The sequence below is a fragment of the Aquimarina brevivitae genome (genome assembly GCF_004216895.1).
In the GTDB taxonomy this organism is placed as follows: Bacteria; Bacteroidota; Bacteroidia; order Flavobacteriales; family Flavobacteriaceae; genus Aquimarina; species Aquimarina brevivitae.
The window spans coordinates 384,170-409,535 of sequence record NZ_SGXE01000001.1; the positions used below are offsets into that span (position 1 = coordinate 384,170).

Below are 25,366 nucleotides of genomic sequence, written 5' to 3' on the forward strand. Positions count from 1 at the left end.
TACGTTATTTAAATAATTCGTTAAGGACTGACAACGATTTTGGCTTTGTAAAGCCGTGCAAATGTAATTCATAATATATTAGCAACAAATCTAAAAGGGAAGCCCTTATTTTCTTGGTTAATTTAGTATCAGAACATTCCTCAAAAGTCGTGCCCAAAAACTGCTTAAAAAATTGAACGGATTCGCCGGTATAGCACAGCTTATCCGTTGGATGCTCCTCGAAACAACCTTCTTGTAGATTAAAATAGGAGGCTTCAATAGTTGAAGTATCTGGATAAAAACCTAAATATTGAGATAACTTTATTAAAAAAGCAATATGAAAATTAGCAATTGCCTCTTGATTATCCAACCATCGAAATGAAGTTGCTAAAAAATCATATAAAGCAGTATTGGTCTCTTCCTCTTTAATCGCATTTTTGAGGATATCTGCTAAAAAAAAGACCATTGCGTTTTTGACAAAATCGACCTGTAGTGATTTATAGGGATATAATATCTTAGCTTCTCGTAACCTTTCTAATGTTCCTTTATCTTTATGTACGGCTTCAATTTCTAACAAAGATAAGGGTTGAAACAACGAAGATTTCAGCTTTCCTTTTTTGGATTTAAGAATTCCGCGAAGTAAATAAGACCGCAAACCACTGCTTTTGGTATACAGTTTAACGATAAGGTCAGCCTCACTATATTTTAACGATTGCAACACAATCGCTTCTGTTTTGATTAGCATTAACGTACGATCAATAGTTTGGTTACAGTAGTTTCGGTAGCGTCAGCAGCTGTAATTAAAATCAAATAAACTCCAGAAGCTACCTTATGCTTACCAAAGGCTCGGGTATCCCACTGAATGCTACCGCCTTGACTTACTTCTTCATAGACTAAATTACCCTCAATATCGGTAATCTTTACATTGGCCCGACTGGTTAACCCACGGATCGTAACTCGACCTGTATACCCAGGTCTCACAGGATTAGGAAAAGCAACTACTTCATTTAAGCTTTCTGTTGGTCCGGTAGCGGTTCCCTTATACTCCAATAGACCATTTTCGGTGGCGAAATATACTGCTCCATTAGAATCGTCTATCGTTACGTCCAACACATTATTGGAAGGCAAAGGGGAATTACTTTTGGTAAAATGTTGTAAAGTTTCTTGTCCATCGGCAGAAAGGTAAAATACCCCTGAAAAACTAGTAGCTACCCACTTGTTATTCGCTCCATCCACCTCTATGTCTGTTATAAATTGATCAAAAAGTAGTTCTTGTGGCACCCCCTCATTATCTAATATGATAATCTGTTGTGCTTGCGGATTAGGGTCATCAAAAGCACGAGAGATATTAAAAACAACACGTATGCCCTGGCTAGTACCCACCCATAATTGATTATTCTGATCAATTTCTAAGGTTTGTACATTATTGCTTGGTAGATTAGCACCTTCTGCTTCACCTGAGATTCTAATTAACCTACCGTCTCTTTCGCGATACCCTACGATTCCATTAATGTAAGTACCTAAAAAAACATTGCCAGCTCTATCCAATTCGATTTCACTGAATCCAAGGTCTCGTTCCGTATCTGGGATTACGGCATTAAGATTCACATTAACCGTTTGCGCTGTTTCTGGATCAAAAAGTTTTAAGCCATTATTAACCCGAGCATTGGTAATCCATAGATCTCCATCATTCTTAAAAGCCGCACCGTTGAGACGCACCACCTGATCTCCTGGCACTAGCGTTTCAAATCCACTGTTGGTAGTATTATACAATTGAACTGCTTCATTATTCTGAATTTGTAATAACCCATCTTGAAAACTACTGATAAATACTTCTTCTGGATCCTCTGGATTTATGGTGATATAACTTAGGGAAGTTGCGCCCAAAACTTGTTCTTTAGGAATATTTATCCATTGATCTTGCTGTAAACGACTGATACCCCTTTGTTGTAAAGGGAAAGGATTATAAGAGCCACTATAGGCACCATATACCACCCAAAGGTTATCATTTTGGGCCTCCACCACAAATGGATCATTGTTTAAAGGTCCTGAAGGACTCAATGACTGGCTTGTAGTAGTATCTGATATCGCAACTTGAAGCAAACCAGATTCTTGTGTCCCTAAATACCAATTGCCCTCAACTACTATAGCAACATTCATTGCAAACGATAAACTTGCCGAACTTGAAATCGTGTTATTTTGAAGAAAATTAGAGGAATATGTCGAAGCGTTTACGGCAGAAGTTACCTGCAATTCATCATCAATAATTTTAATAGCCGATATTGGCGTAGCATTATTAATCACCGTATTGAGCCCATTACCATCCCAGGTTCTTATCAGCGTTTCATTCTCCCATACCACGATTTGATCATCTAATGCATATACTCCGTTAAGTGCACCTGGACTAAGCATGTTCCAGGCGGTAAAATCAACTAAATTAGGACTATTGACATCTGCCGAAAGTAGTCCCTCGGTAGAAGAAGAAACAAAGATTTGATTATTACTTACGGTTACTCCGGTAATATTAATTTGAGATCCTCCAGGACCAATAAAAAAGGTATCTCCAAACTCAATATTTGATAAATTAAACTCCACAACACCAAAGCCTGTTGCAATAAACAGTACATCCTGGTATTCATAAAATTGATTAATACTTTTTCTAGTTGGAGCTATGGTTGGCTTATTGAGAATATCCACAAATGTGCTAACGGCTCCGTTATCAAACACCACCTGAATCGTACCTGTCGTATAACCAAGGACTAAAACTTCATAAGAAGTACTGTAATAAATTGATGAGATCTTATCCCCAGAAAGCCCCTGCACTGAGGTTATGGTTTGGGATGTACCCGTTGAAACATCATAGATAAAAACTGAGTTATCTGCTATAGCGTGTATTGTGTTATCGGTATAAAAAACATCGTTGATAGTAAAATAAGAGTAGTGAGCTGTCCATTGATTCTCAAAATTCTGTGCAAAAATTGAAAGTGGAAATAGTACTAGAATAATAATTTTAAGCAAACGCATATATCAAGTATGTAAACGGCTAAATTACTAATTATAAAAGTTCTTTTTTCATTTTACAACGTTCTATTGAGTCTTTTGCTCTGGTTACCATGTTTTTATCCAAGGTTTTTAAGGCTGCCTTTTTGTAATACGCGATAGCTTCTTCCATATTGCCTTGCTGCTCATACATAATGGCGTATTCATTAAAAATGGTAGCTTTGGTAATACCAGGTATCTGTAATGCAGTATCTAATAGCTCCTTCAATTCATCCCACTTTTGAAGTGTAGACAACAGCACCGCATAATTATAATAGACACTAGGATACATAGGACTTTTTTCTAAACACAATTTATACAAGGTCTCCCCTTTTTCGAACTCTTTGAACTTAACCTCATATAAATATCCTAAATGATTATATGCTTTTCCAAAATTAGGATCGATATCAATTATTTTTTCTAGGGTATTGGTAGCAGCATCATAATGCCCTTGCCTAATATCTTCATTAGCGTGATGAAGCATTTCTTCTAATTTTGTAAGATGATCCATGGCCTTTTATTTTTTAATGTAGCTATTCATTCCTTGTTGGAGGGTATTTCTTAAAGATCTTTAAAAGCAGGCGCTCAAAAATTTGCTTTTTAGTATTTGGAGAAGCACCCTGATTAAACTTTTGCTCGGCAATGGCTTGCCATTTCAAATCATTCTCTTTTGCATCTACCAAGTCAACAGTCAATTCTAGATAAGTTACTGGCCCTCCTATTGGAATCGCGCCGCCGACCCCTACATTAACAGCGCCACCACCGCTACCAACACCTACACCGATGCTATTGTTTGATGCTCTCTTAAAAGTAGCCGTATTAAAATTGATATAAACATCCGGGTTTTCAGAAAACTCGAAGCCCTTGGCCTGCAAAACACTTTTGGTAAGCTCCAGTAGGCGCTCTTCATCCAATTCACTTAGGCCCGTAGCAAGATCAGGATAAAATCCAAAAGTCTGGTATTTGGTAAAATCCTGTGTATCATCGTAATCATAAACCACTCTGGTGGACCCACAAGACACAAACAATACCGTTAGAAAAAGTAAATTGATATATTTTAACATAAAGCTTCGTATTAGATATCGATACTATAAAAATAAACAACTTATTGCATTCTTCGTCATCCTTATTCCCCAAGACATAAAAAAAGCCATTAGCTTTTCATCGCTAACGGCTTTTGTTTTAATTTTGGTATCGTCTTGATATTATACTACTCCTTGAGCTAACATCGCATCAGCTACCTTAACAAAACCAGCAATATTGGCTCCTTTAACATAGTTAACGTAACCATTTTCTTCTTTTCCGTACTCCACACATTTTTCGTGGATATCCTTCATGATTTGCTGTAATTTGTTATCCACCTCATCTCTCGTCCAATAGTATCTCAGCGAGTTTTGTGTCATTTCTAGACCAGAGGTTGCTACCCCACCTGCATTAGATGCTTTACCTGGGGCAAAGAAAATTTCTGCTTCATGAAAAGCTGTTATAGCTTCAGGAGTACAAGGCATATTTGCTCCTTCACTCACACAGATACAACCATTATCAATCAATGCTTTGGCATCATCACCATGCAATTCATTTTGTGTTGCACACGGCAAAGCGATATCACATTTTTCATGCCAAGGTGTTTTGCCTTCGTGAAACACTGCGGAAGGATATTTATCCGCATATTCACTAATGCGTCCTCTTTTTTCATTCTTAAGATGCATCACAAATTTCAGTTTGTCTGCATCAATACCATCTTTATCGTAGATATAGCCTGAAGAATCCGACAAGGTAACCACTTTAGCACCTAGATGAATTGCTTTTTCCGTAGCATATTGTGCTACATTTCCTGCTCCAGATACCGCCACAATTTTACCTTCAAAAGAATCTCCTTTAGTCTCTAACATACTTTGTGCAAAATATACGGTACCATAACCTGTTGCTTCTGGTCTTATTAAAGATCCACCCCAGGATAAACCTTTACCCGTTAGCACTCCGGTAAACTCATTACGGATCTTTCTGTACATACCAAAAAGGAACCCTATTTCGCGTGCTCCTACACCAATATCTCCTGCAGGTACATCCGTGTTAGATCCAATGTGTCTGAACAATTCACTCATAAAATTATGACAGAATCGCATAATTTCAGCATCAGACTTTCCTTTAGGATCAAAATCAGAACCTCCCTTACCACCGCCCATTGGCAATGTAGTTAAGCTATTTTTAAAGACTTGCTCAAACGCAAGAAATTTAAGTATACTGATATTAACACTAGGGTGAAAACGCAAACCTCCTTTGTAAGGCCCAATAGCAGAATTCATTTGTATACGATACCCTCTATTAACGTGAATCTCTCCATTATCATCAACCCAAGATACTCTAAACATTATCGCACGTTCTGGCTCAACCATTCTTAGCAAAATATTTTTGCCGTTATAAATTTCGTGTTGAGCGATATAGGGTAGTACTGTTTCGGCAACTTCTTGTACCGCTTGTAAAAACTCAGGCTCATGGGCGTTGCGAGCTTTTACTTCTTCCATGAATGCATCAATTTTTTCTTGCATACGTATATAGGATTAAAATATTCTTAATTATTTGTTTAATCTTAAGGCCAAAGATATGATATTCTTAAAATATTGTGTCTATATTTTTAAATATAATAATATTAACCTATTGCATTTTTTAAGTCTTCAATCAAGTCCGTTACATCCTCAATGCCTACACTCAATCGTATCAATGAATCCGTAACACCGATTTTTTGTCGTTCTTCATACGGAATTGATGCATGCGTCATAGTAGCCGGATGTCCGGCAAGACTCTCTACACCTCCTAGTGATTCTGCCAGGGTAAATACCTTTAATTTTTCTAATATACTGACTGCACTGGCTGAAGTATCCTGCTTAGTCGAAAAAGAAATCATCCCACCATAACCATTCATCTGCTCTTTTGCGATATGATGATTAGGATGGTCTATAAATCCCGGCCAATACACTTTAGCAACTTTGGCGTTTGATTTTAAATAGTTAGCGACTGCTTCCCCATTTTCACAATGACGTTGCATACGTACGTGCAATGTTTTTATGCCTCTTAGTACCAAAAAGCAATCTTGAGGACCACAAATAGCCCCTGAAGCATTTTGAATAAAATACAACCTATCCGCCAAAGATTTTTCCTTTACTACCAAAGCTCCTAAAACAACATCACTATGACCACCCAAATATTTGGTAGCGCTATGCATTACAATATCTGCACCTAAATCAAGGGGCTGTTGTAAATATGGCGTTGCAAACGTATTATCCACCGCTAACCATACTTTATTTTTTTTTGCAATTTTTGATAAAGCTTGGATATCAATGATATTCATCATTGGATTGGTAGGGGTCTCTGCCCAAATCAAAGCCGTATTATCATTGATAAATTGCTCAATTTGATGCACATTTTCCATGCCTACAAAATGAAATTTAATTCCAAAATCTTCAAAGATCCTGGTAAATAACCGGTACGTACCTCCGTATAGATCATTAGTAGAAATCACTTCATCCCCTGGTTTCAATAGTTTCATCACTGCATCAATCGCTGCCAGTCCAGAACCAAAGGCTAATCCATAGCTTCCATTTTCTATACTAGCCAAAGCGTTTTCGAGCGCACTCCTGGTAGGGTTATGCGAACGACTATATTCAAATCCCTGGTGTTGTCCGGGACTGGATTGCGCATACGTGGTAGTTTGATATATAGGAGGCATTACCGCTCCATATGCAGGATCGAGTTGTTGCCCGCCGTGAATTGTTTTGGTATTAAATTTCATCAATAGTTGTGTGAGACTCCTAGATTATAATAGCTAAAGCTAACAAAAATAAAATTTAATTCCGTCTAATCACATTGGTTTACTACCTTTAGTAGATGATTAACAATAATATGATCCCAAAGCCCTTACCACTAGCCATAGCAGTGATCCTTCTTTTAATCAGTTGTCAAAGAAAGGAAGCGTTAACTTTTGAAGAGCAAAGACTTGGTACAAGTATACTACCGGTATGCAAAGAAACAACCTGCGCTAATATTTCGATAAAAATGATACATGCTATAGGGAAATCATCTACAGCAAGTATGATTAATAATTTTATGGAACACAAAATATGTAATGTATTATCGGTTGGACTCCAAGAGCAGCAACCCACAATCGAAAATGCTATAAAGACTTTCAACGATTTTTATTTAGAACAAAAAGGAATCTATGCTACAGAAAGCGCACCCTACGAAGCTGAACTTACTCAAGAAATCACCTTTAACTCTACAAACCTTATTAGTACTGCTATAGATTACTATACCTATACCGGTGGTGCTCACGGGTATGGCGGTGTTCTGTTTATAAATTTTAATCCACAAACCGGCGAACACTTAACACACACAACTTTATTAAAAGATAAGAAAGCCTTCAGTGCATATGCCGAACAGATTTTTCGATCAAAATTTAATATCCCAGAAACGGCATCGATTAATAGCACCGGTTTTTTCTTCGAAGAAGATCGTTTTGCGCTACCCGAAAATATTGGTATTACCAAAGAGGAGGTGGTTTTATATTACAACACCTACGAAATTAGCTCTTACGCAGATGGACCTGTAGCCTTAAAATTACCGAAAAAAGAGGTTTCTGCTTTTTTTAAGTATGATATCTTATAGCCCTTTTTTTAAAGCTAAGCAATATCCGATATGAATGCCTTCGTGAAAATTATTAAAATGTAGGGCATCATCAATACTTTTTAAAACAAAGCCAGTACTGGTTGGGTATTCATTAAATGTGGTAAAAAGACCAGACGCTAAATCCTTTTCAGTTTGATCTATCGTACGTATCAGGAGTTCTTTAATTGTTTTGACTTCATCTTGGTGCACTGGTGCTTCGGCTTTTGTTCCTTTTTGATATTTAGCTACTAATTCCTCAGATACTAACATCGCATTACCGCTCAGTTTATACATCAATAGCTGTTGGGTAACCACCGTATGGGCAATATTCCATATTAAGTTATTAGAAAAACCTTCGGGTATCTTGTTGAGTTGGTCTAAGGTATGCTGTTCTAAAATTTTAGTAAGTAATTGTCTATTGACGCGCGTAATATGTAAAGGATGCTGCATTGGAATCTTAATTTTTAGCCAAAAATATGAGTTTTACGTCTCAAAACGATTTCCTTTGCATCAATTTAACGATCCAAAAAGAATTTTTATAGTGAAAAAAGTATTTTATCTATCTACCTGTGACACCTGTAAGCGAATACTTAATGAACTAGAATTGCCCGCTGATTTTGAGCTTCAGGACATAAAAACTACCGCAATAACCCCCTCGCAGCTTGAAGCCATGAAAGTACTTGCCGGAAGTTATGAGGCGCTGTTTAGCAAAAGAGCCCGACTGTATAAGGAGCGCGGATTAAAAGATAAAAATTTATCAGAACAAGATATTAAGGAACTGATCCTAGAACATTATACGTTTTTAAAAAGACCAGTACTTATTGCTGATGAAGAGATTTTTATCGGCAATAGCAAAAAGGTAGTCGCTGCCGCTAAATCATATATTCATGGATAAAAGAACGGTTGCCTTATTAGCAGCCTTTGGGGCAAGTCTCATCTATGCGATCAATCATACGCTAGCAAAGGGAGTTATGCCTACTTATATCCAACCTTTTGGTTTTATTTTTCTAAGGGTATCCGGTGCAGCTCTACTGTTTTGGATAGCAGCAGCGTTTGGACCTCAACAAAAGATTGAAAAATCAGATTGGCCAAGAATACTGGCCTGTGCTTTATTTGGTATGGTCATCAATATGCTGATGTTCTTTAAAGGCCTGGAACTTTCTACGCCTATTAATAGTTCAGTGATGATTACCGTATCTCCGATCTTGGTGTTTATTCTCTCTGCCATTTTCATAAGCGAAAAGATTACCCTTCTTCGAACAATTGGTATTGCTTTAGGTTTTTCCGGGGCAATTGGTCTTATTTTATTTGGTGAAGAAAACCGACAAGATGCGCCTAATATTCCACTTGGTAATGTTTTATTTATCGTTAACGCTACCTCATATGCTATTTACTTGGTTATCGTAAAACCGTTAACTGCCAAATATCACGCTATTACATTAATGAAATGGTTCTTCCTAATTGGCGTTATTATCAATTTTCCAATAACCATTGGTGAATTTAGCGCTGTGGAGTGGACAGCACTACCCACGCATGTGATTTGGAAAATGGCCTATGTTGTTATTGGAACCACATTTTTGACCTATTTACTTAATGTTTTTGCGCTCAAAACACTAAAAGCCTCAACTATTGGAGCTTTTATTTATCTACAACCTTTTTTAGCTATTCTATTTGCAATAGCTATGGGTGCCGACACCCTAAGCGTTACCAAAGTAGTCTCTGCAGTATTGGTATTTATTGGTGTGTATTTAGTTACCAGGCCTCCGAAAAAGACTACCTAAGGTTTTTGGGGCGTTTTGCAAACTTGCGGGTATCTTCTTTGGTTAACACTTTAAAATCTTCAGGTTTTGGTACTCGATCCAGCAAACCATAAAATTCTTCTGGTAATCCAATTAATTTTCGAGTTTTTAGATCCATCCAAGCTCCCATCATTTCGCTATGTGCAAAATTATTTCCTTTATGATCGTAGAAATGATGTTGAAATTCAAAAAACATTCCGTCCTTACTTAACCCACTTAATTCCAGTGAAACCTGAACCGGTCTACCTGCAAATACTTCTTTGAAATAATAGATATGTTCATAAAAAACAATGGGACCTATATTATGTGTGCCCAGCATTTTTTGATCAAATCCATTTTCAGTTAAAAAAGACATACGCGTATGTGCTGCAAATTCCACATAAGCCTTATTGGCAAGATGACGGTTAGCATCAATATCATTCCATCGTATTTCAAAATCCTTGATATACATATTCATTACAATTATAGGGTCAAAAATACAAAAGCTTAGCCTCCTCCTTATACTAAAAAGCCGTTAAATCTGTTTTGATGTTAGTTATATGTTCTTTATTTTCAACCCAAATTTACCCGAATGCCAATCCTTAACTCAACCTACACTCCCCCTCGATGGCTTAGAAATGGTCATATCGCTACCTTATACACTCATTTTTTTAGAAAGGTAACAGAAGTTTCATATGAACGAGAACGATTAGAATTGTCCGATGGCGATTTTATTGACTTGGATTGGAGTTATACCAAAAATACCGAGAAAAAAGGAATTGTTTTAATCATACACGGACTCGAAGGAAATTCGCAGCGCCCTTACATGTTAGGAATGGTGGACTCCTGTACTAAAAACGGTTTTGATGCTGTTGCCATGAATTTGAGAGCTTGTAGTGGTAGTCCTAATCGTTTGTATGCTTCCTATTATGGGGGATCCACAGCCGATGTACAAAAAGTACTCCAACATATCAGCAAAAAATCTTATGAACGCATTAATCTTGTTGGCTTTAGTTTAGGAGGAAATATCTTACTAAAATTTCTAGGAGAAAAGTATCCAGAAGTCAGTCTAATTAACTCATCAGCAGCGTTTTCTGCTCCTATTGACCTTTATGATAGTGTATTAGAAATTAGTAAAACAAAGAATTATCTTTATGCCAAAAGATTTGTAAACCATCTCAAAGTAAAACTACATCAAAAGAGCTTAAAATTTCCTGAGCATATTACAAAGGATCAAATTAATAAATGCGTTTCCCTTATCGATATCGATAATCTATATACCAGTAAAGCTCACGGATTTACTGATGCTATGGAGTATTACAGTCAATGTAGTGCAAAAAATAATCTGTTGAATATTACAACTCCTACGCTACTTATAAATGCTATTGATGATCCTTTTTTAGGTACTGCTTGTTATCCCAAAGCAGCTGCTGCCACTAATAAAAACTTCTTTTTGGAAATACCAAAATACGGTGGACATGTGGGGTTTATGCAAAAAACGGCACAATCCTATTTAGAAAAAAGAGCTCTTGAATTTTTTAACACCTCATTTAGTGACAACTAAGCCTTATTGATCTATGTGTTAAGTTAACGTTAAGGTTTTACATGGGACTTTTCTTACATTTCATCGAAAACATTTTTTCCTCTCGCATTATTTTCTGAGTTTTGAGTGGTTTCTTATGAATTATGTAAGGAATTACTCATAACACTAACTCAAACACAATAAAAATGACAAATCATTACAATGCCTTCATTCGGGGGAATAAGGCTAGTTTTGCTAAGGTTTATCAACTACCCCTTAGCATTCTTTCCCTACTGTTTTTGTTTTCCTTTGGTGCCTTTGCCCAAAGCCCAGCTCAAAAACAGCAGATTATCCAAAAAACAAACGTAACTAAGCTTTCTCAATTTCAGGCTGAAATTGCCAAACAAGTAGCCTCAGAAAAGCAGGCTGCATTAGCTGCTGCGCAGCGTAATGGTTGGCAAGTAAAAATGAACAATGCCGACGGTAGCTTTTCTGAATTACAAAAAGTAGTAACCGACGAAAACGGAAATGAAGTTCCTGTGTATTACACTACTTTTAACGTAGCAGCTGCACGTTCTACCAGAGCCAATCACCTTAATGCAGGTGGATCATTAGGATTAAACCTTGATGGGCAGAACATGGTTGCCTATGTATGGGATGGTGGACACGCCCGGGTAACGCATCAAGAATATGATGGTGCCGGTGGTAACAACCGTGTTACTGTTGAAGATGCTGCCAGTGAAGGTGGTACGCAATTAAACTTCCACGCCGCACACGTTACCGGAACTATCACGGCATCTGGTGTGCAAGCTAATGCTAAAGGTATGGCGCCACAATCTAGAGTACGTGGTTATATGTGGAATGATGACGTGGCTGAGGCAACTGCCGCAGCTGCCAACGGTATGTTATTGTCTAACCACTCTTATGGATACCGAAGTGACTTAGTACCAGATCAATATTTTGGTGCATACATTGATGTATCGCGCAGCTGGGATGAATTGATGTATAATGCTCCATACTACCTTATGGTTGTTGCAGCCGGTAACGATGGAAATGCAAACAGCTATAATGGAGCGCCACTAGATGGCAATTCATCTTATGATAAACTTACTGGACATTCAACTTCTAAAAACAACCTTGTAGTCGCTAATGCACAAGATGCTAACGTAAGTAGTGACGGATCGCTTAACAGTGTATCCATTAACAGTTCTAGTAGTGAAGGTCCAACTGATGACTATAGAATTAAGCCTGATATTACAGGTAACGGCACAAGTGTTTATTCTACCTACGCTAGTAGTGATACTGCTTATAATAGCATTACAGGTACGTCTATGGCATCTCCTAATGTAACGGGTACGTTATTACTATTACAACAACATTACGACAATATCAATGGTAGCTTTATGAAAGCTGCTACTTTAAAAGGGTTAGCATTGCATACAGCCGATGATGCTGGATCTAATGGTCCTGATGCTGTATTCGGTTGGGGATTACTAAACGCAAAAGCAGCAGCTGAAGCAATTTCCTCAAATACTACAGGAGAGTCTAAAATTGAAGAATTAACACTTACTAGCGGACAAACCTATTCTGTAACTGTAGATGCTGATGGCGTTAACCCATTAATGGCTTCTATATCCTGGACAGATGCTCCAGGCGCAGCTGTAACTGCAACCAACTCTAATACGCCTGTATTGGTTAATGATTTAGATATCAGAGTTACCAAAAATTCAACCACGTATCAGCCATACCGATTAACGGGTGTGACCACCAATGGTACTGGCGACAACACTGTGGATCCCTATGAGCGTATTGATGTTGCAGGTGCTTCAGGTACGTATACCATTACGGTTACACATAAAGGATCATTAACAGGAGGTAGCCAGGATTTCTCTTTGATTGTTACAGGACTTACAGGTACACCTGTAGTTTGTAACGCGACTACACCTACTGGAGTTAATACCTCTAATGTAACCTATAACAGTGCATCTGTAAGCTGGACAGCGGTACCCGCAGCTACCTATGATGTAAGATACAGAGCCGCTGGGACTACTAGCTGGACTACTGTTGCCGCGACCGGTACTTCAGTCGAGTTAACAGGACTTACCGAACTAACTTCTTATGAGGTACAAGTACGTAGCAAGTGTGACGATGGAACAACATCTTCTTACAGTAGCTCTGCTACTTTTACTACACCAGAATTCCAATTGGTATACTGTGACTCCAATGGTCAGAGTGTAGCGGATGAATACATCAGTAACGTAACCCTGGAATCTATAAATAACAATTCTGGTGCAGGATCAGGTGGGTATACTGACTTTACTGGTATTTCTACTGATCTAGCAAAAGACGGAACATACACGATCAGTGTTAGCCCAACTTGGACTGGCCAAACGTATAGCGAAGGTTATAGTGCTTGGATTGATTACAATCAAGATGGTGATTTTGCCGATGCTGGTGAACAAGTTTGGACACAGGCAGCTACACAAAACACTACAGTAAGTGGATCATTTACCATCCCAACAACTGCTTTAGATGGTGCAACAAGAATGCGTGTTTCTATGAAGTACAATGGAGTACCTACACCTTGTGAAGCTTTCCAATATGGTGAAGTTGAAGATTATACGATCGTTATTGGAGGTACACCTCCTGATACGCAAGCACCAACAGCTCCAGGATCTTTAACCGCTGCTGATATCACACAAACAACAGTTTCACTTTCCTGGAATGCGTCTTCAGATAATGTAGGTGTAACCGGATACGATGTATACCGAAGTAATACTGTAATCGCTACAGTAACAGGAACATCTTATGAAGTAACCGGATTAACTGCCGATACTGCGTATAGCTTTAGAATAAAAGCAAAAGACGAGGCAGGTAATGAATCTGCGTTTAGTAATACTACTAACGTGACTACGCTTGGTGATGATCCAGCAGGATGTAGTACTGGTATTAGCACTTTCCCATATGCAGAAGGCTTTGAAGGTAATATCGGTGCTTGGTCTCAATCTACGGCTGACGATCTAAATTGGACCGTAGATGCAGGTGGAACACCATCTAACGGAACAGGACCTTCTTCCGCAGTTGAAGGAAGTGACTATATCTTTGTAGAAGCTTCTGGAAATGGAACTGGATATCCAAACAAACAAGCGATCATTACATCACCTTGTTTTGACTTAAGCGGATTGTCTACTCCTAATTTCTCTTTCTCCTACCATATGTACGGAGCATCAGATATGGGTAGTATTGCGCTTGAAGCAAGTACTGACGAAGGCGCTAGCTGGACAAGTATTTGGAGTGAAACCGGAAATCAAGGAAATGCCTGGTTAGACGCATCTGTAAATCTTTCTGCTTACGCAGGTGGAGGCGTACAATTACGTTTCAACAGAATTACAGGTGGTACCTGGCAAGCGGATGTTGCCATTGATAATGTTAGCTTGACTAACGAAGTAGTTTTACCGTGTACAGATGTAACTCTAAGCATAACTTTAGATAATTACCCAGAAGAAACTAGCTGGCAAATTAGAAATAGCAGCAATCAGGTTGTTGCTTCAGGTGGAACATATGGTTCGCAGCCAGATGGTTCTACGGTAACGGTTACCGAGTGTCTTGATGCAGGTACGTATACCTTTATTATCAACGATAGTTATGGCGACGGAATCTGCTGTTCTTATGGTAATGGATCTTATGCCTTAACATCAGCAGGTACAACATTAGCATCCGGAGGAGCGTTTGGTAGTTCAGAAACTACAACCTTCACTATTGGTAGTGGTACGAATGCAGCTTTCTTTGAGTCTATGGAAACTACTGAACCGATAACCATCGGAATGTATCCAAATCCATTAGAAGGTAATAAAATCTTGAATGTAACTTCTACTAAAGAAGATCTTACCTATATGGTCAGAGATATGTTAGGAAGAACCATAAGTCAAGGTAAAGTAACCAACAGACAAATTGATATGAATCAGCTACAAGCTGGTGTATATATGGTAACGCTTGATGCCAACAGCAAAAAGCCATATACCGAAAAAGTAGTAGTGAAGCAATAAGCTTTATACACAATGATAAACAAAAACCTCTTGATAGTAATCAAGAGGTTTTTTTATAGTATAAGATGGCTTGGATGATTCTACATAATCGGATAACTATGACTTAAGGTGAAGATTACCATAAATAATTGTAGTTTTGTTATTGAACCTATACTACAGGATTCATCGTTAGTTGCTATGTTTTTAGCATTAAAAACCAATTGTTATGAAATTAAATATCATCCTATTCTTTGCAATTATGGCAGCCTATGCCGCACCAGTCTTCAGCCAGGATGAAGGAAAAGCAAGTCAACAAAATGAGCAGGTCAACACCGCTCTAAAAGCCCAATTTAGTAAAGACGTAACAGCCTATTTTAAGGCTTTTAACAACAGAGATTGGCAAGCGGTTACGGATATGATTTATCCTAAACTATTTGATTTGGTAACCAAAGAACAACTGACTGCAACACTAGATCAAATGGAGACGATGGGAATGAATATGACTATTGACATTATCGCCATTGATAACATATCGGCTGCTGTTCAACAAAAAGGCTCCACCTATTATCGGGTATACTACGATGGAAAAATTACGATACAATTGAGTGGTGATATGTTATCATCAAAAGATCAGCTCCAGCAAAATTTTGAATCTCTCTATGGAGCAAGTAATGTTAGCTATGACGATGGTACCACTACCTTTAAAATTATGGCCAATAATTCGGTTATAGCCATTAAAAAAGAAAAACAAAAAGATTGGAAATATATTGAATTCAATCAACAGCAGGAAGCATTACTAAGAGAGCTATTAACTGAAGAGGTGTTTGCTAAACTTATAGACTAGCTTACTACAAACCTACAGTAGATTGAAGGCTAGCAAAACATACCTAAATGGTAAATCTATTTTTATGGTTTCGCTATTAGTGATAGTGTCAACCCTTCTTATAGTATATCTAACTGGATTAGCATCGCAACGAACAATTTTCACTAATGCCTACCTTTGCTTAACGATAATAGGTAGCGTACTTTTTGTTTTTATGACCTACGGTTTATACCGGGGTATTGGATTAAAAGATAATTTTCTGGAGTATAAGGATTTTTAAAACTGGTGATTATATACCTTCCTCAGGCGAGTTACCGAATTGGGAACTACCTAGCATTGACACCGAAGATGGTATAAGTGGAATTTTACTTTCGATAGTATTGTGGATTCTGATATCGCTCCTTTTTTTGGCGCTTTTGGTATTCTTAGAAGCTGCTTTTTGGATCACACTGTTTGTAATTCTGGGTATGCTGTATTGGGTATTTTTTAGAGCGTTGAAACTGGTGTTTTCAAAATCACCTATTACCAAAGCAAGGTTCTGGACCGCTGCAACTTACGCTTTTGGGTACACTACCTTATATCTAGGTTGGTTATATGGATTAATTTACCTTGTCGATTGGTTTCGATAACGTTTTAAAAATTTGATCGCTAAACCTTTATCGTAAATACCTTTTTTAAATTCACTATTATCACTCAAAATTTCTTAACTTATTAGCTCATAATAGTTTATAAAGATGCCATGAGATTAAATCAGACCAATATACAGCGACCTATTTATGGTATGATTCTAGGTGTATTACTGTTTAGTTTTTCTTCCTGCCAAGGTTACGATGACCAAACTTCTTTCGATCCATCAATTAACAAAGAAAAGCTAGATTCAATTTTGGAAGAACTTAAGTCAGTTGGTGATGATAATCGTAAAGTAACCAGTTTTAACCTTAAACATATCAATCAACAAAACTATAAAGACTTTGTGGCAATAAGTCCTCATCAGAGAAAGGTACATCAATTCAACAGACCCTCTCTGGATTTAAGCTCCAATCAATTTACGCTAATAGGGATAATTGACAGTCAACCAACATCTTTTGGTTCTTGCCCAGTTAATTTAGATTGCGTACATAAGGCCTTGCAGTTGTATGAAAAACAGCTAAGTCATACCCGATTTCTAGATTTTAAAATTACGTATATACCATCTAACTTAAAGTAAAGATATACTATATTAATCTAGTTTACTTCCAATTAAACCGACACCACCTCATCCTCAGCTAATTATTCTTCCTGGCGAAGACGCAACATTATTTGTGATACCGCCACAGTATCCTTTTCGCAATAGGTAATAATGCGATCGATATCCTCCTCTTCATAATACATATCCCGAACCTTGCTACCATCTATGTCATTTATTGATTTTATATCACCTGTTATATGGATATTCGTTGATCCAATGAAATCCACGATTTGTCAATAAAAAATCTTCTTTATCCAATCGCCTAGTTTCTCCTGAGATGGTATCATTCTTATAAATATAATGAAAATCTAAACTTTTCCCTTCATTAGCATACTTAAGGTCGAAGAAATCGACCGCATTCCCAGAGGGAAAAAATCGAATATTTCGTTGAATAGTATCAACTTCTACTTTATAATAATTCTCTTCTCGATTGATTTTTTGAATCCTTACCCTATTAGCTCTTTCAAAGGTTAAGTTCTTCCATAATTTATCACTTTTGTAATTGGTAATTGTATCCCCATTAATTACATAATTAGTAACCTCATAAACACCATACAGTGGTGGTTTCGGTGCTAGTGTACCATATAATGTTCTGGACTTTAAAACAGAGTAAAAACCATAACCCAAAGCATAGACTAATACTAAACCTTTAAAAATTTTCAATCCAATTCGCATTGGTTTCCCAAATTTCGGCATTTGGATAAGAGTCAACTTTTGGACAGGACTATGTGTAACAAAAAAAGACATTACTTTTTTAAAATCCCTTGCCAGTAAAAACAAAGTCATTAATACAAGGTGAGTTGACAAAATTTTCACTGGAACATCATAAAAGTAATTAACAGCCATAACATTCATTGCAGTCATTAATGTGATAATAGCTCCAAGAGTCATTGTTCGTCTGAACAATAATAGTCCTGCTAAAACCTCAGCGATTCCCATAAATAGGTTATATCCTTCTGAAAAGCCTAAAAATGTCCAAGCTAAACCCATCGGTGATGATTCTCCATATGATTGCATCAATCTATCAAAACGGGGTGCTGCGAACTGTAATTGAATAACCTTGACCAATCCATAACTTATGAGCATTAATCCTACATAATAGCGTATAGCAGTGGTTAATACGTAATACAAATTCTTATAACTAGTACGTTTTTTGTCTATTATCGACCATACTATAGTTCCTAGAATCGCTATGGTAAAAACAACAAAAATTACCATATAATCATAGGTGGTATCACCACTACCATTAGGTCCTGTTTTTATTTGATAGGGAACGCGGATAAGACTTTCTCCAAACCAAATAGCAAGCTTTTGCATCACTTTATCCGAAAACTGAGAAATTAATTGAAATAAAGGATAAGCACCATTATTTTGAAATATAATAAATAATAAAAAATAGATAAACGAAAATCTAAAGCCTATACGACTTAGTAACGACCAATTTTTATTTTCCGTTGAAGAAAAATAGGTAATTAATACGAATACTATTATAAGTAAGTAAACAGTTCCAATAAAGTATCCGATGTATGGTAAAGCTGCCTCAGAGCTTCCGATATTACTGGATATCCCCTTTCCTTCAATCAAAACAGCATAATTACCTTCAACACTGTCCTCGGTAGTACTAAATTTAAATTCGCGGACTAAATTAATTTCACCCTTCTTTATTCCGGGATTCCAAGCTGGAATGATATTGTTAACGATTTCATCCTCAAAACTTGGATTTTCTATGGTAACTTGATCAAATTTTCCATTATCATCTTCGATAAAAACCTCAAACTTATCAAAGTAAAATTTTCCATTCCTAGTACAAATCCCGCCGAAAACCAATCGTTCTGATTTTTGGTCTATAGTGCCCTCCAAAGTATACTCAGCCCACTCATTGGATTTAATGGGTCTTTTACTCATATTATCGAAAAAACCTCTACCTTGATTGGGTTTGTTATCCACTCTAGCCCAAACGCCAGCCCATGCATTATCATCTTCAGTAATTAATTTCACATAGGCCACCACCTTAAACCTTTTTAAAGTGTCAGTGGCTACAGTAACAGATTGGGAAAAAGATGTCCAGTCTCTAGAAAATTCTTTAATTTTTTGACTGTAAGTATATAAACTAATGAATATTGTGAAAAGTAAAACTAATATTTTCTTCATGGTTGTCGGTAAGGTAAAATTAAAAGACTTTAAGTTTATAGGGGTGTTACATATCAAATAGAAATTAAACCGACACCACCTCATCCTCAGCTAATAATTCTTCCTGACGAAGGCGCAACATAATTTGTGCTACCGCTACAGTATCCTTTTCGCAATAGGTAATAATGCGATCGATTTCCTCCTCTTCATAATACACATCCCGAACCTGGCTACCGTCTATATCATCTTTTGGCGATGGAATTCCTAAAATATTGGTCAGCAACTTTAAAGACGTATAATGTTTATAATCCCCAAATTTCCACAGGTCTAAGGTGTCTAAATGCGGCACTTCCCAGGGCTTTTTCCCAAATAAATTCAGTTTATAAGGTAATGTTATCCCGTGTATGAGCATACGCCTGGCGATATAGGGAAAATCAAACTCTTTGCCGTTATGTGCACACAGCAAATTTCGGGCTTGATTAAAATGAGTCTCTAAGAGATTTTTAAAATCTAACAATAACTTCTTTTCTTCACCATAAAATGAGGTTACTCTAAAGTTACGATCTCCCATTGGGTTGACAAAGTAGCCTACGGAGATGCATACTATTTTACCAAACTCTGCCCAGATTCCGGCGCGATGATAAAACTCCTCAGGAGAAAATTCTTCTTTACGTTGGTACTTCGTTTTATCTGCCCATAATTGTTGCATTTCTTTAGATAACGCATCAAAGCTTTGATGTTCTGGCACAGTTTCTATATCCAAGAAAAGGATGTGCTCTAAATTTAGTTTATGAAGCATCGGCCAGCATTTTATAGGCTTCTTCGATATAGATAAAGAAGTCTTCGGTGAAGGATTCACCAGGCACGAATTGTCCTCGCTGGTGCCCCAATCGTACAATGATCAAATCATCTTCAGGTATACAGATGACATACTGCCCTAGTATACCCCGCATGGCAAAGATATCTTTACCCATATGATCTGATAACCAAAATCCATATCCATACATATCATCCTCTGGAAAACGAGGTTGGGTTGCTTTCCTTATAAAATCTTCTGGCAGAATTTGCTTACCATCATACTCCCCCATATTTTTAAACAACAATCCAAATTTTGCAAAATCTCGTGCATTACTAGCAATACAGCAATAGGCTTTTTCCATACCAGAGTCTTCACTATCTAATTGCCATAAAGCATTCTCTTGCATCCCTAAGGGCTTCCAAAAACTTTCGCTTAGGTATTTGGTTAAGGTTTTGCCTGTAGCTTTTTCAATAACCATCCCCAATAATTGGGTATTACCACTCAGGTACTTAAATCGTTCCCCTGGCTGACTCACTACTTCGAGATCCAGCATTACATCCCGTAAGTCTGTATCGTAGTATGCTTTTGCCGTTATAGAAAATGGACTCTTATAACTCTCATCCCAATTGAGACCTGATGCCATAGAGGACAAATCGCCTACGGTCATCTTGGCCGCTAAGCCTTCAGAAAATTTTGGAATAAAATCCCCAACGGGCTGGTCTAAACTTTTAATATATCCCTCCATTATGGCTTTACCCAACAAAGCAGTAATGACGCTTTTGGCCATAGAAAAGGAATTGGTTTTTGAAGAGGTACCATATCCTTCCACATAGTTTTCATACCATACGCTATCATTTTTGATAATCATAAAAGCAACCGTACCTAATTCTTCATTAATCTCATTCAAACGAGGAGTCGATGCCACTTCATTATATTGTGGATGATTAGGAATCACATAAGGGTCATTTCCTTTTTCAATGACACGATTATCAAAATATTCTTTATCATCAATAAAGGCAGTTGTATGCCCGGTCATGTAGACGACCCTGACCCCTTTGAGGATATATTCGTAATCCAAAATATACAATACTACAATACAAGACACCAAAAGGATTAAGATGCCTTTTAAAAAACGCTTTAGGAATTTCATACTAAAATTAGTCTATGTTATTAACGAAGGGTATCGGGTCACTAAAATAGTAAAAAATGCTTCAGCTTAAAATAAGGATTGCTGTTTTACAGGACTTTCATGTTCTAATAACCATTTTTTGCGCCATAAACCACCAGCATATCCGGTTAATGAACCATCGCTACCGATTACCCTATGACAGGGAATCAATATACCTAATGGATTTTTACCGTTAGCAGAGGCCGCTGCGCGAATACATTTCGGATCGCCTAATTGTTTTGCTATATCTAAATAGGTTGTGGTAGCACCATAAGGAATGGTTAAGAGTTGCTCCCAAACCCGTTGCTGAAAATCTGTTCCTTGGGGTTGTAATACAAGGTCGAATTGGGTGCGTGTACCTTCAAAATATTCTTGCAATTGACTCACCACGTTTTGGATACCTTCAGGAATTGGTTGGGTAAGTAACGCATCGGCTACGGTATCTAATATCGTAACTTCTTCAACGCCTTTGGCGTTACCAACAATCTTTATAATTCCTAATGGTGTTTTGGTATATGCAGTTTCTACGGTCATTCTTTATCAGAATCGTCTATAATCCCTAAACGTTTGGCTCTGGTTTCCCAATTTTTACGAGCCAAGTGTTGCATATCCGTTTCAGCATCACTTTCATCAACGATTTCTAAACCTAATAGCGTTTCTATGACATCTTCCATAGAAACAATACCACTGATGGTACCGTATTCGTCTACGACTAAAGCTACGTGGTTTTTACTTTCTACCAATTGATTAAAGAGCTCCGGGATAGGTAAATTTCTGTTGGTAAATAAGATAGGACGTTTTAACTCGGCAAGGGTCTTGCTTCCATTTTGATTCGCCATTTCTTTAAACACCTCATCCTTAAGAACCATCCCAGTAATATTATCGGTCTTATCTTTAAAAATAGGAATTCGTGAAAAACGTAAATTTTGATTATCTGTAAAGAAAGCTTCCACCGTGGTTTCTTCATTGGCAATTTTCATAACCGTTCTGGGGGTCATTACATCTTTGGTGAAGACCTCCTTAAAGGTCAATAAGTTTTTAATCACTTTGGATTCTGATTCTTCAAATAATCCTTCTTCGTGAGCAATATCGGCCATAGCCGAAAAATCCTCTCTACTTAATACCGATCCGTGATGCCCTTTGCCGCCAATTATTTTTGTTGTTAGCTGTAATAACCATAAAATACCTGTGTATTTTAACGGGGCAATCATAATTGTCAAGGATTTTGCTGTAAAATTCGCCAGGTTTTTCCAATAGGTAGCACCGATAGTTTTAGGTATGATTTCGGATACTACTAAAATCAAAAAGGTCATGATCGCCGATACGATACCAACCAGATTAATCCCCATCACTTCAAACTTGTAGGGTAACTTTTCTGCCTGAACTCCTACTAAGATAGCACCTACGGTATGCGCAATCGTGTTTAAGGTGAGAATAGCAATTAATGGCTTGTCTACGTCTTTTTTTAAGGCTTCTAAGGTAAAAGCATACGCTTTTTCTTCATTCTTTTTGACATTGATAAAAGTGGGGGTAATACTTAGTAACACCGCCTCCAATATGGAACACATAAAAGAGAAAAAAATTGAAACAACTGCAAATAGAATCAAAAGCCCCATACCATACATTAATTTAGATCACGAAGGTAAAGAATCATACCCTTAATTTAAAACATTTCTTTTTGACAGCCCATTAGTCCCCTGCTACCAACCTACATATTTTGGTGGCTGTACGCCTTTTAACCTTAGGTAGATCATAAGTTGACCTCTATGATGCGTTACGTGATCCTGTAATAAGTTTAGTATTTGCAACTTAGACTTGGGCCCCGCAAAAAAATCAACGGTATCCGAGAAAGATTCGCTTTTTGTCAATTGCACGTAACGATAAACCCTATCAAAAGCTTCCTCCAAAGCTTTGAGGATTTCTTCTTTGGTATCTGGTCGAAATTCTATTACGGCTTTTCTATCAAAAGTCTCTTCAGAAAAATAGGTGGTTCCCAACCAAAGCATATTGCTTCGGATATGCAATAATTGTGTTGTAAAGTCCATGACTTCTTCCGTGGGTTTGAACGAAAACTGTTCGGCTGGCATACGTTCTGCAACCGCTAACAAATACGTTTTAGAATTGGTCCATTTCTCCAAAAAAGCCGATTTACTATCTGCTTTTTGTCCATAGCTGGTCATGGAAACTACAAAAAGCAATAGGTAAGCGCATATCCTGTTCATAAGGCTTACTCAACGACACTATACATGTAAGCCTCTAAGGCTTCAAGTTCCTTATCGCTAAAAGTTTTGAGCAATGCAAAGTTAGTTTTCATTACGGTATAGGTTTCTGGATCTACAATGGGATCCGCTTCTTGCTTTAAAAAAGCAACAATATCGCCATTCTGTTCATTGTAGATTTTCATCATGGCCTGCACCGAGGGTCCTATTGATTTCTTATCTAATTTATGGCAGGTATAGCATTTCCCTTTGCCATTAAACAATTTTTTACCCAATTCTGAAGCAGATAGTTCCGTACTTTTTCCACCTATGGTTACGGATTGTTCGTCACTTTTCTTTTCTTGAGATTTGCACGATAATAACAGGCCGATCACCCCTATTAACAGTATGTACTTTTGCATATTATTGTAACTTTTGTTGAATGTTATCGATATCATTTTGAAAGCGAACCAGTAAATCTTTAGAAAAGCTCGTAATACGCTTTTGTTCATCCGCTGATACGCCATCACTGGCTTCTGCCAATTTTTCTAAGGCAAAGATCATAAATTCATATTCCTCATTAGGACCGTGATCAGCAAAGACCTCAATAACCTTGCGATATAATAGTTCTATATCATTATTCTTATCCTGCTCATACAAAAAAGACCATTGAATTTCTTTAGCCTTAGGGTGTCCTTTTAAAATTTCATCCAGTTTTTCTAGCTCTTCTTTTTGGATAACCCCGTCGCTCATTGCTATAACGTACAGTAATTCCCCAAAACTTTGATACACTCTATCTTCACTTGCCATAAAATAATTGCTATTTAATTATCTAAGATAGAAGTTTTACGACCTCTTTTGCAAAATATGTAGCAATTATATTGGCACCGGCTCTTTTTATAGCGGTTACCTGCTCTAGCATCACTGCATCATGATCCAACCATCCTTTTTCTGCAGCTGCTTTAAGCATCGCATACTCACCACTTACCTGATAAACCGCAATAGGTACTTCGACAGTATTCTTTAGATCTCTAACAATATCCAGATAACACAAACCAGGTTTAACCATAACAATATCTGCACCTTCTTCGATATCCATAACGGTTTCCTTAATCGCTTCCTCGCGATTGGCAGGGTCCATTTGATACGTCTTTTTGTCGCCAAATCCAGGAGCTGAATCTAAGGCATCTCTAAACGGTCCATAAAAGGCTGATGCATACTTAGCACTGTAACTCATGATACCGGTATTGACGAATTGCTCTTTTTCTAATAAATCTCTGATGGCCAGTATACGCCCATCCATCATATCACTAGGGGCTACAAAATCAGCACCTGCCCTAGCGTGACTAACCGCCATTTTGGCTAAAACCGATGTAGTTGCATCATTAACGATATACCCATCTTCTACTATTCCATCGTGGCCATAAGAAGAATATGGATCCAGGGCAACATCTGTCATCACTAACATATCGGGTACAGCATCTTTTACTGTTTTTATGGCACGCTGCATCAACCCATCAGCATTGAGGGCTTCCGTTCCTTTGTTATCCTTCAGGTTATCGGGTACTTTGACAAATAACAGTACAGATTTTAGACCCATCGCCCATAAGGATTTTACTTCATTATGCAATAGGTCCAAACTATAGCGATAATATCCCGGCATAGAAGCAATTTCTTCTTGAATACCTTTTCCTTCTACGACAAACAAAGGCACTAAAAAATCAGCCGGACTGATTGTCGTTTCTCGTACCAAAGAGCGTATAGCTTCTGAGTTTCTTAGTCTTCTGTTTCTTCTAAGTAAATGCATAAGCAATAAATCTGTTTTTTTTATGTTGCAAAGATAAGTTATTATTTGTCGAAGTTTTTTGTTCGGCGATGTAACCAATTCTTGGTTTATTTTATTCTTTTTTGCATCGCCCAAAAAAGAAACAAAAAACGCTAGTCTTAACCAATGACCACTGAAAATATCATTCACTCCATTATGTAAAATAAAGCTTTATCACAGTGTTCAATCC

At 37.4% G+C, this 25,366-nt stretch carries 25 protein-coding genes and 1 pseudogene; 8 read left to right on the forward strand and 18 right to left on the reverse strand.

Going from position 1 to position 25,366, the window contains the following annotated elements:
* Window positions 1-4: 4 nt before the first annotated feature.
* From recO to EV197_RS01565, 6 genes are all read right to left on the reverse strand, one after another.
* Window positions 5-724, reverse strand: a complete 720-nt coding sequence (gene recO, locus EV197_RS01540) for a DNA repair protein RecO (protein WP_130284976.1) — start codon at window positions 722-724, stop codon at window positions 5-7.
* Window positions 724-3,003, reverse strand: coding sequence for a type IX secretion system anionic LPS delivery protein PorZ (gene porZ / locus EV197_RS01545; protein WP_130284977.1), 2,280 nt, complete (start codon window positions 3,001-3,003; stop codon window positions 724-726). Before porZ ends, recO begins: the two co-directional genes overlap by 1 nt.
* 31 nt (window positions 3,004-3,034) lie before the next feature.
* Window positions 3,035-3,529: a tetratricopeptide repeat protein gene (locus EV197_RS01550; RefSeq protein WP_130284978.1), complete on the reverse strand. Its 495-nt coding sequence runs from the start codon at window positions 3,527-3,529 to the stop codon at window positions 3,035-3,037.
* 22 nt (window positions 3,530-3,551) lie between these two features.
* The gene (locus EV197_RS01555) at window positions 3,552-4,082 is read right to left on the reverse strand and encodes a DUF4136 domain-containing protein (protein ID WP_130284979.1); all 531 of its coding nucleotides are present in this window, start codon (window positions 4,080-4,082) and stop codon (window positions 3,552-3,554) included.
* Window positions 4,083-4,223: 141 nt separating this feature from the next.
* Entirely contained in the window at window positions 4,224-5,567 is a 1,344-nt protein-coding gene (gdhA, locus tag EV197_RS01560; protein WP_130284980.1) for an NADP-specific glutamate dehydrogenase, read from the reverse strand.
* Window positions 5,568-5,668: 101 nt separating this feature from the next.
* On the reverse strand, window positions 5,669-6,808 hold the full coding sequence (locus tag EV197_RS01565) for a trans-sulfuration enzyme family protein (RefSeq protein WP_130284981.1): 1,140 nt from the start codon (window positions 6,806-6,808) through the stop codon (window positions 5,669-5,671).
* Between the two features lie 95 nt (window positions 6,809-6,903).
* On the opposite strand from EV197_RS01565, the gene EV197_RS01570 reads away from it, so the two are divergent.
* Window positions 6,904-7,680: a DUF3298 and DUF4163 domain-containing protein gene (locus EV197_RS01570; protein ID WP_130284982.1), complete on the forward strand. Its 777-nt coding sequence runs from the start codon at window positions 6,904-6,906 to the stop codon at window positions 7,678-7,680.
* Here EV197_RS01570 and EV197_RS01575 read toward each other — a convergent pair.
* Window positions 7,675-8,130, reverse strand: coding sequence for a DinB family protein (locus tag EV197_RS01575; RefSeq protein WP_130284983.1), 456 nt, complete (start codon window positions 8,128-8,130; stop codon window positions 7,675-7,677). The genes EV197_RS01570 and EV197_RS01575 overlap by 6 nt on opposite strands.
* A 91-nt stretch (window positions 8,131-8,221) precedes the next feature.
* Between EV197_RS01575 and EV197_RS01580 the strand changes: the two genes are divergently transcribed.
* Window positions 8,222-8,575 (forward strand): arsenate reductase family protein, encoded by a 354-nt coding sequence (locus EV197_RS01580; protein ID WP_130284984.1) that lies wholly within the window; start codon window positions 8,222-8,224, stop codon window positions 8,573-8,575.
* Window positions 8,568-9,461, forward strand: coding sequence for a DMT family transporter (locus EV197_RS01585; protein ID WP_130284985.1), 894 nt, complete (start codon window positions 8,568-8,570; stop codon window positions 9,459-9,461). Before EV197_RS01580 ends, EV197_RS01585 begins: the two co-directional genes overlap by 8 nt.
* Here EV197_RS01585 and EV197_RS01590 read toward each other — a convergent pair.
* Window positions 9,454-9,930: an acyl-CoA thioesterase gene (locus tag EV197_RS01590; protein ID WP_130284986.1), complete on the reverse strand. Its 477-nt coding sequence runs from the start codon at window positions 9,928-9,930 to the stop codon at window positions 9,454-9,456. The two genes, EV197_RS01585 and EV197_RS01590, sit on opposite strands and share 8 nt — an antisense overlap.
* A 120-nt stretch (window positions 9,931-10,050) precedes the next feature.
* Here EV197_RS01590 and EV197_RS01595 point away from each other — a divergent pair, with 120 nt between their 5' ends.
* The 5 genes from EV197_RS01595 (at window position 10,051) to EV197_RS01615 (ending at window position 17,035) form a co-directional block, all read left to right on the forward strand.
* Window positions 10,051-11,022, forward strand: coding sequence for a YheT family hydrolase (locus tag EV197_RS01595; RefSeq protein ID WP_130284987.1), 972 nt, complete (start codon window positions 10,051-10,053; stop codon window positions 11,020-11,022).
* Window positions 11,023-11,186: 164 nt separating this feature from the next.
* Window positions 11,187-15,026, forward strand: coding sequence for a S8 family serine peptidase (locus EV197_RS01600; RefSeq protein ID WP_130284988.1), 3,840 nt, complete (start codon window positions 11,187-11,189; stop codon window positions 15,024-15,026).
* 205 nt (window positions 15,027-15,231) lie between these two features.
* Window positions 15,232-15,849, forward strand: coding sequence for a hypothetical protein (locus EV197_RS01605; protein WP_130284989.1), 618 nt, complete (start codon window positions 15,232-15,234; stop codon window positions 15,847-15,849).
* Between the two features lie 386 nt (window positions 15,850-16,235).
* Window positions 16,236-16,457, forward strand: coding sequence for a hypothetical protein (locus tag EV197_RS17155; protein ID WP_242610674.1), 222 nt, complete (start codon window positions 16,236-16,238; stop codon window positions 16,455-16,457).
* Window positions 16,458-16,567: 110 nt separating this feature from the next.
* On the forward strand, window positions 16,568-17,035 hold the full coding sequence (locus EV197_RS01615; RefSeq protein ID WP_130284990.1) for a hypothetical protein: 468 nt from the start codon (window positions 16,568-16,570) through the stop codon (window positions 17,033-17,035).
* Window positions 17,036-17,097: 62 nt separating this feature from the next.
* Here EV197_RS01615 and EV197_RS01620 read toward each other — a convergent pair.
* The 10 genes and pseudogenes from EV197_RS01620 to hemB form a co-directional block, all read right to left on the reverse strand.
* Window positions 17,098-17,229: pseudogene (locus EV197_RS01620) on the reverse strand (3'-5' exonuclease); the annotation flags it as partial.
* 13 nt (window positions 17,230-17,242) lie between these two features.
* On the reverse strand, window positions 17,243-19,207 hold the full coding sequence (locus EV197_RS01625) for a hypothetical protein (protein ID WP_130284991.1): 1,965 nt from the start codon (window positions 19,205-19,207) through the stop codon (window positions 17,243-17,245).
* Between the two features lie 64 nt (window positions 19,208-19,271).
* Window positions 19,272-19,985 carry a 3'-5' exonuclease gene (locus EV197_RS01630; RefSeq protein ID WP_130284992.1) on the reverse strand — a complete coding sequence of 238 codons (714 nt, stop codon included), beginning with the start codon at window positions 19,983-19,985 and terminating at the stop codon, window positions 19,272-19,274.
* Window positions 19,975-21,135 (reverse strand): serine hydrolase domain-containing protein, encoded by a 1,161-nt coding sequence (locus EV197_RS01635; protein ID WP_130284993.1) that lies wholly within the window; start codon window positions 21,133-21,135, stop codon window positions 19,975-19,977. The genes EV197_RS01630 and EV197_RS01635 overlap by 11 nt, the downstream gene beginning before the upstream one ends.
* A gap of 66 nt (window positions 21,136-21,201) precedes the next feature.
* Window positions 21,202-21,687, reverse strand: a complete 486-nt coding sequence (locus tag EV197_RS01640) for a methylated-DNA--[protein]-cysteine S-methyltransferase (protein ID WP_130284994.1) — start codon at window positions 21,685-21,687, stop codon at window positions 21,202-21,204.
* Entirely contained in the window at window positions 21,684-22,769 is a 1,086-nt protein-coding gene (locus tag EV197_RS01645) for a CNNM domain-containing protein (RefSeq protein ID WP_130284995.1), read from the reverse strand. The genes EV197_RS01640 and EV197_RS01645 overlap by 4 nt, the downstream gene beginning before the upstream one ends.
* Before the next feature lie 84 nt (window positions 22,770-22,853).
* Complete coding sequence (locus tag EV197_RS01650) at window positions 22,854-23,375, reverse strand: DinB family protein (protein WP_130284996.1); 522 nt, start codon at window positions 23,373-23,375, stop codon at window positions 22,854-22,856.
* A gap of 5 nt (window positions 23,376-23,380) precedes the next feature.
* Window positions 23,381-23,773, reverse strand: coding sequence for a c-type cytochrome (locus EV197_RS01655; RefSeq protein ID WP_130284997.1), 393 nt, complete (start codon window positions 23,771-23,773; stop codon window positions 23,381-23,383).
* A 1-nt stretch (window position 23,774) separates the two neighbouring features.
* Window positions 23,775-24,161, reverse strand: a complete 387-nt coding sequence (locus tag EV197_RS01660) for a TerB family tellurite resistance protein (protein ID WP_130284998.1) — start codon at window positions 24,159-24,161, stop codon at window positions 23,775-23,777.
* Window positions 24,162-24,183: 22 nt separating this feature from the next.
* Complete coding sequence (hemB, locus tag EV197_RS01665) at window positions 24,184-25,158, reverse strand: porphobilinogen synthase (protein WP_130284999.1); 975 nt, start codon at window positions 25,156-25,158, stop codon at window positions 24,184-24,186.
* Between the last annotated feature and the right edge of the window lie 208 nt (window positions 25,159-25,366).

Excerpts from the sequence above, each read along its gene's own strand:
- recO (WP_130284976.1), bottom strand. The coding sequence starts at position 724 with ATGCTAATCAAAACAGAAGCGATTGTGTTGCAATCGTTAAAATATAGT.
- porZ (WP_130284977.1), bottom strand. The coding sequence starts at position 3,003 with ATGCGTTTGCTTAAAATTATTATTCTAGTACTATTTCCACTTTCAATT.
- EV197_RS01550 (WP_130284978.1), bottom strand. The coding sequence starts at position 3,529 with ATGGATCATCTTACAAAATTAGAAGAAATGCTTCATCACGCTAATGAA.
- EV197_RS01555 (WP_130284979.1), bottom strand. The coding sequence starts at position 4,082 with ATGTTAAAATATATCAATTTACTTTTTCTAACGGTATTGTTTGTGTCT.
- gdhA (WP_130284980.1), bottom strand. The coding sequence starts at position 5,567 with ATGCAAGAAAAAATTGATGCATTCATGGAAGAAGTAAAAGCTCGCAAC.
- EV197_RS01565 (WP_130284981.1), bottom strand. The coding sequence starts at position 6,808 with ATGAAATTTAATACCAAAACAATTCACGGCGGGCAACAACTCGATCCT.
- EV197_RS01570 (WP_130284982.1), top strand. The coding sequence starts at position 6,904 with ATGATTAACAATAATATGATCCCAAAGCCCTTACCACTAGCCATAGCA.
- EV197_RS01575 (WP_130284983.1), bottom strand. The coding sequence starts at position 8,130 with ATGCAGCATCCTTTACATATTACGCGCGTCAATAGACAATTACTTACT.
- EV197_RS01585 (WP_130284985.1), top strand. The coding sequence starts at position 8,568 with ATGGATAAAAGAACGGTTGCCTTATTAGCAGCCTTTGGGGCAAGTCTC.
- EV197_RS01590 (WP_130284986.1), bottom strand. The coding sequence starts at position 9,930 with ATGTATATCAAGGATTTTGAAATACGATGGAATGATATTGATGCTAAC.
- EV197_RS01595 (WP_130284987.1), top strand. The coding sequence starts at position 10,051 with ATGCCAATCCTTAACTCAACCTACACTCCCCCTCGATGGCTTAGAAAT.
- EV197_RS01600 (WP_130284988.1), top strand. The coding sequence starts at position 11,187 with ATGACAAATCATTACAATGCCTTCATTCGGGGGAATAAGGCTAGTTTT.
- EV197_RS01605 (WP_130284989.1), top strand. The coding sequence starts at position 15,232 with ATGAAATTAAATATCATCCTATTCTTTGCAATTATGGCAGCCTATGCC.
- EV197_RS01615 (WP_130284990.1), top strand. The coding sequence starts at position 16,568 with ATGAGATTAAATCAGACCAATATACAGCGACCTATTTATGGTATGATT.
- EV197_RS01625 (WP_130284991.1), bottom strand. The coding sequence starts at position 19,207 with ATGAAGAAAATATTAGTTTTACTTTTCACAATATTCATTAGTTTATAT.
- EV197_RS01630 (WP_130284992.1), bottom strand. The coding sequence starts at position 19,985 with ATGCTTCATAAACTAAATTTAGAGCACATCCTTTTCTTGGATATAGAA.
- EV197_RS01635 (WP_130284993.1), bottom strand. The coding sequence starts at position 21,135 with ATGAAATTCCTAAAGCGTTTTTTAAAAGGCATCTTAATCCTTTTGGTG.
- EV197_RS01640 (WP_130284994.1), bottom strand. The coding sequence starts at position 21,687 with ATGACCGTAGAAACTGCATATACCAAAACACCATTAGGAATTATAAAG.
- EV197_RS01645 (WP_130284995.1), bottom strand. The coding sequence starts at position 22,769 with ATGGGGCTTTTGATTCTATTTGCAGTTGTTTCAATTTTTTTCTCTTTT.
- EV197_RS01650 (WP_130284996.1), bottom strand. The coding sequence starts at position 23,375 with ATGAACAGGATATGCGCTTACCTATTGCTTTTTGTAGTTTCCATGACC.
- EV197_RS01655 (WP_130284997.1), bottom strand. The coding sequence starts at position 23,773 with ATGCAAAAGTACATACTGTTAATAGGGGTGATCGGCCTGTTATTATCG.
- EV197_RS01660 (WP_130284998.1), bottom strand. The coding sequence starts at position 24,161 with ATGGCAAGTGAAGATAGAGTGTATCAAAGTTTTGGGGAATTACTGTAC.
- hemB (WP_130284999.1), bottom strand. The coding sequence starts at position 25,158 with ATGCATTTACTTAGAAGAAACAGAAGACTAAGAAACTCAGAAGCTATA.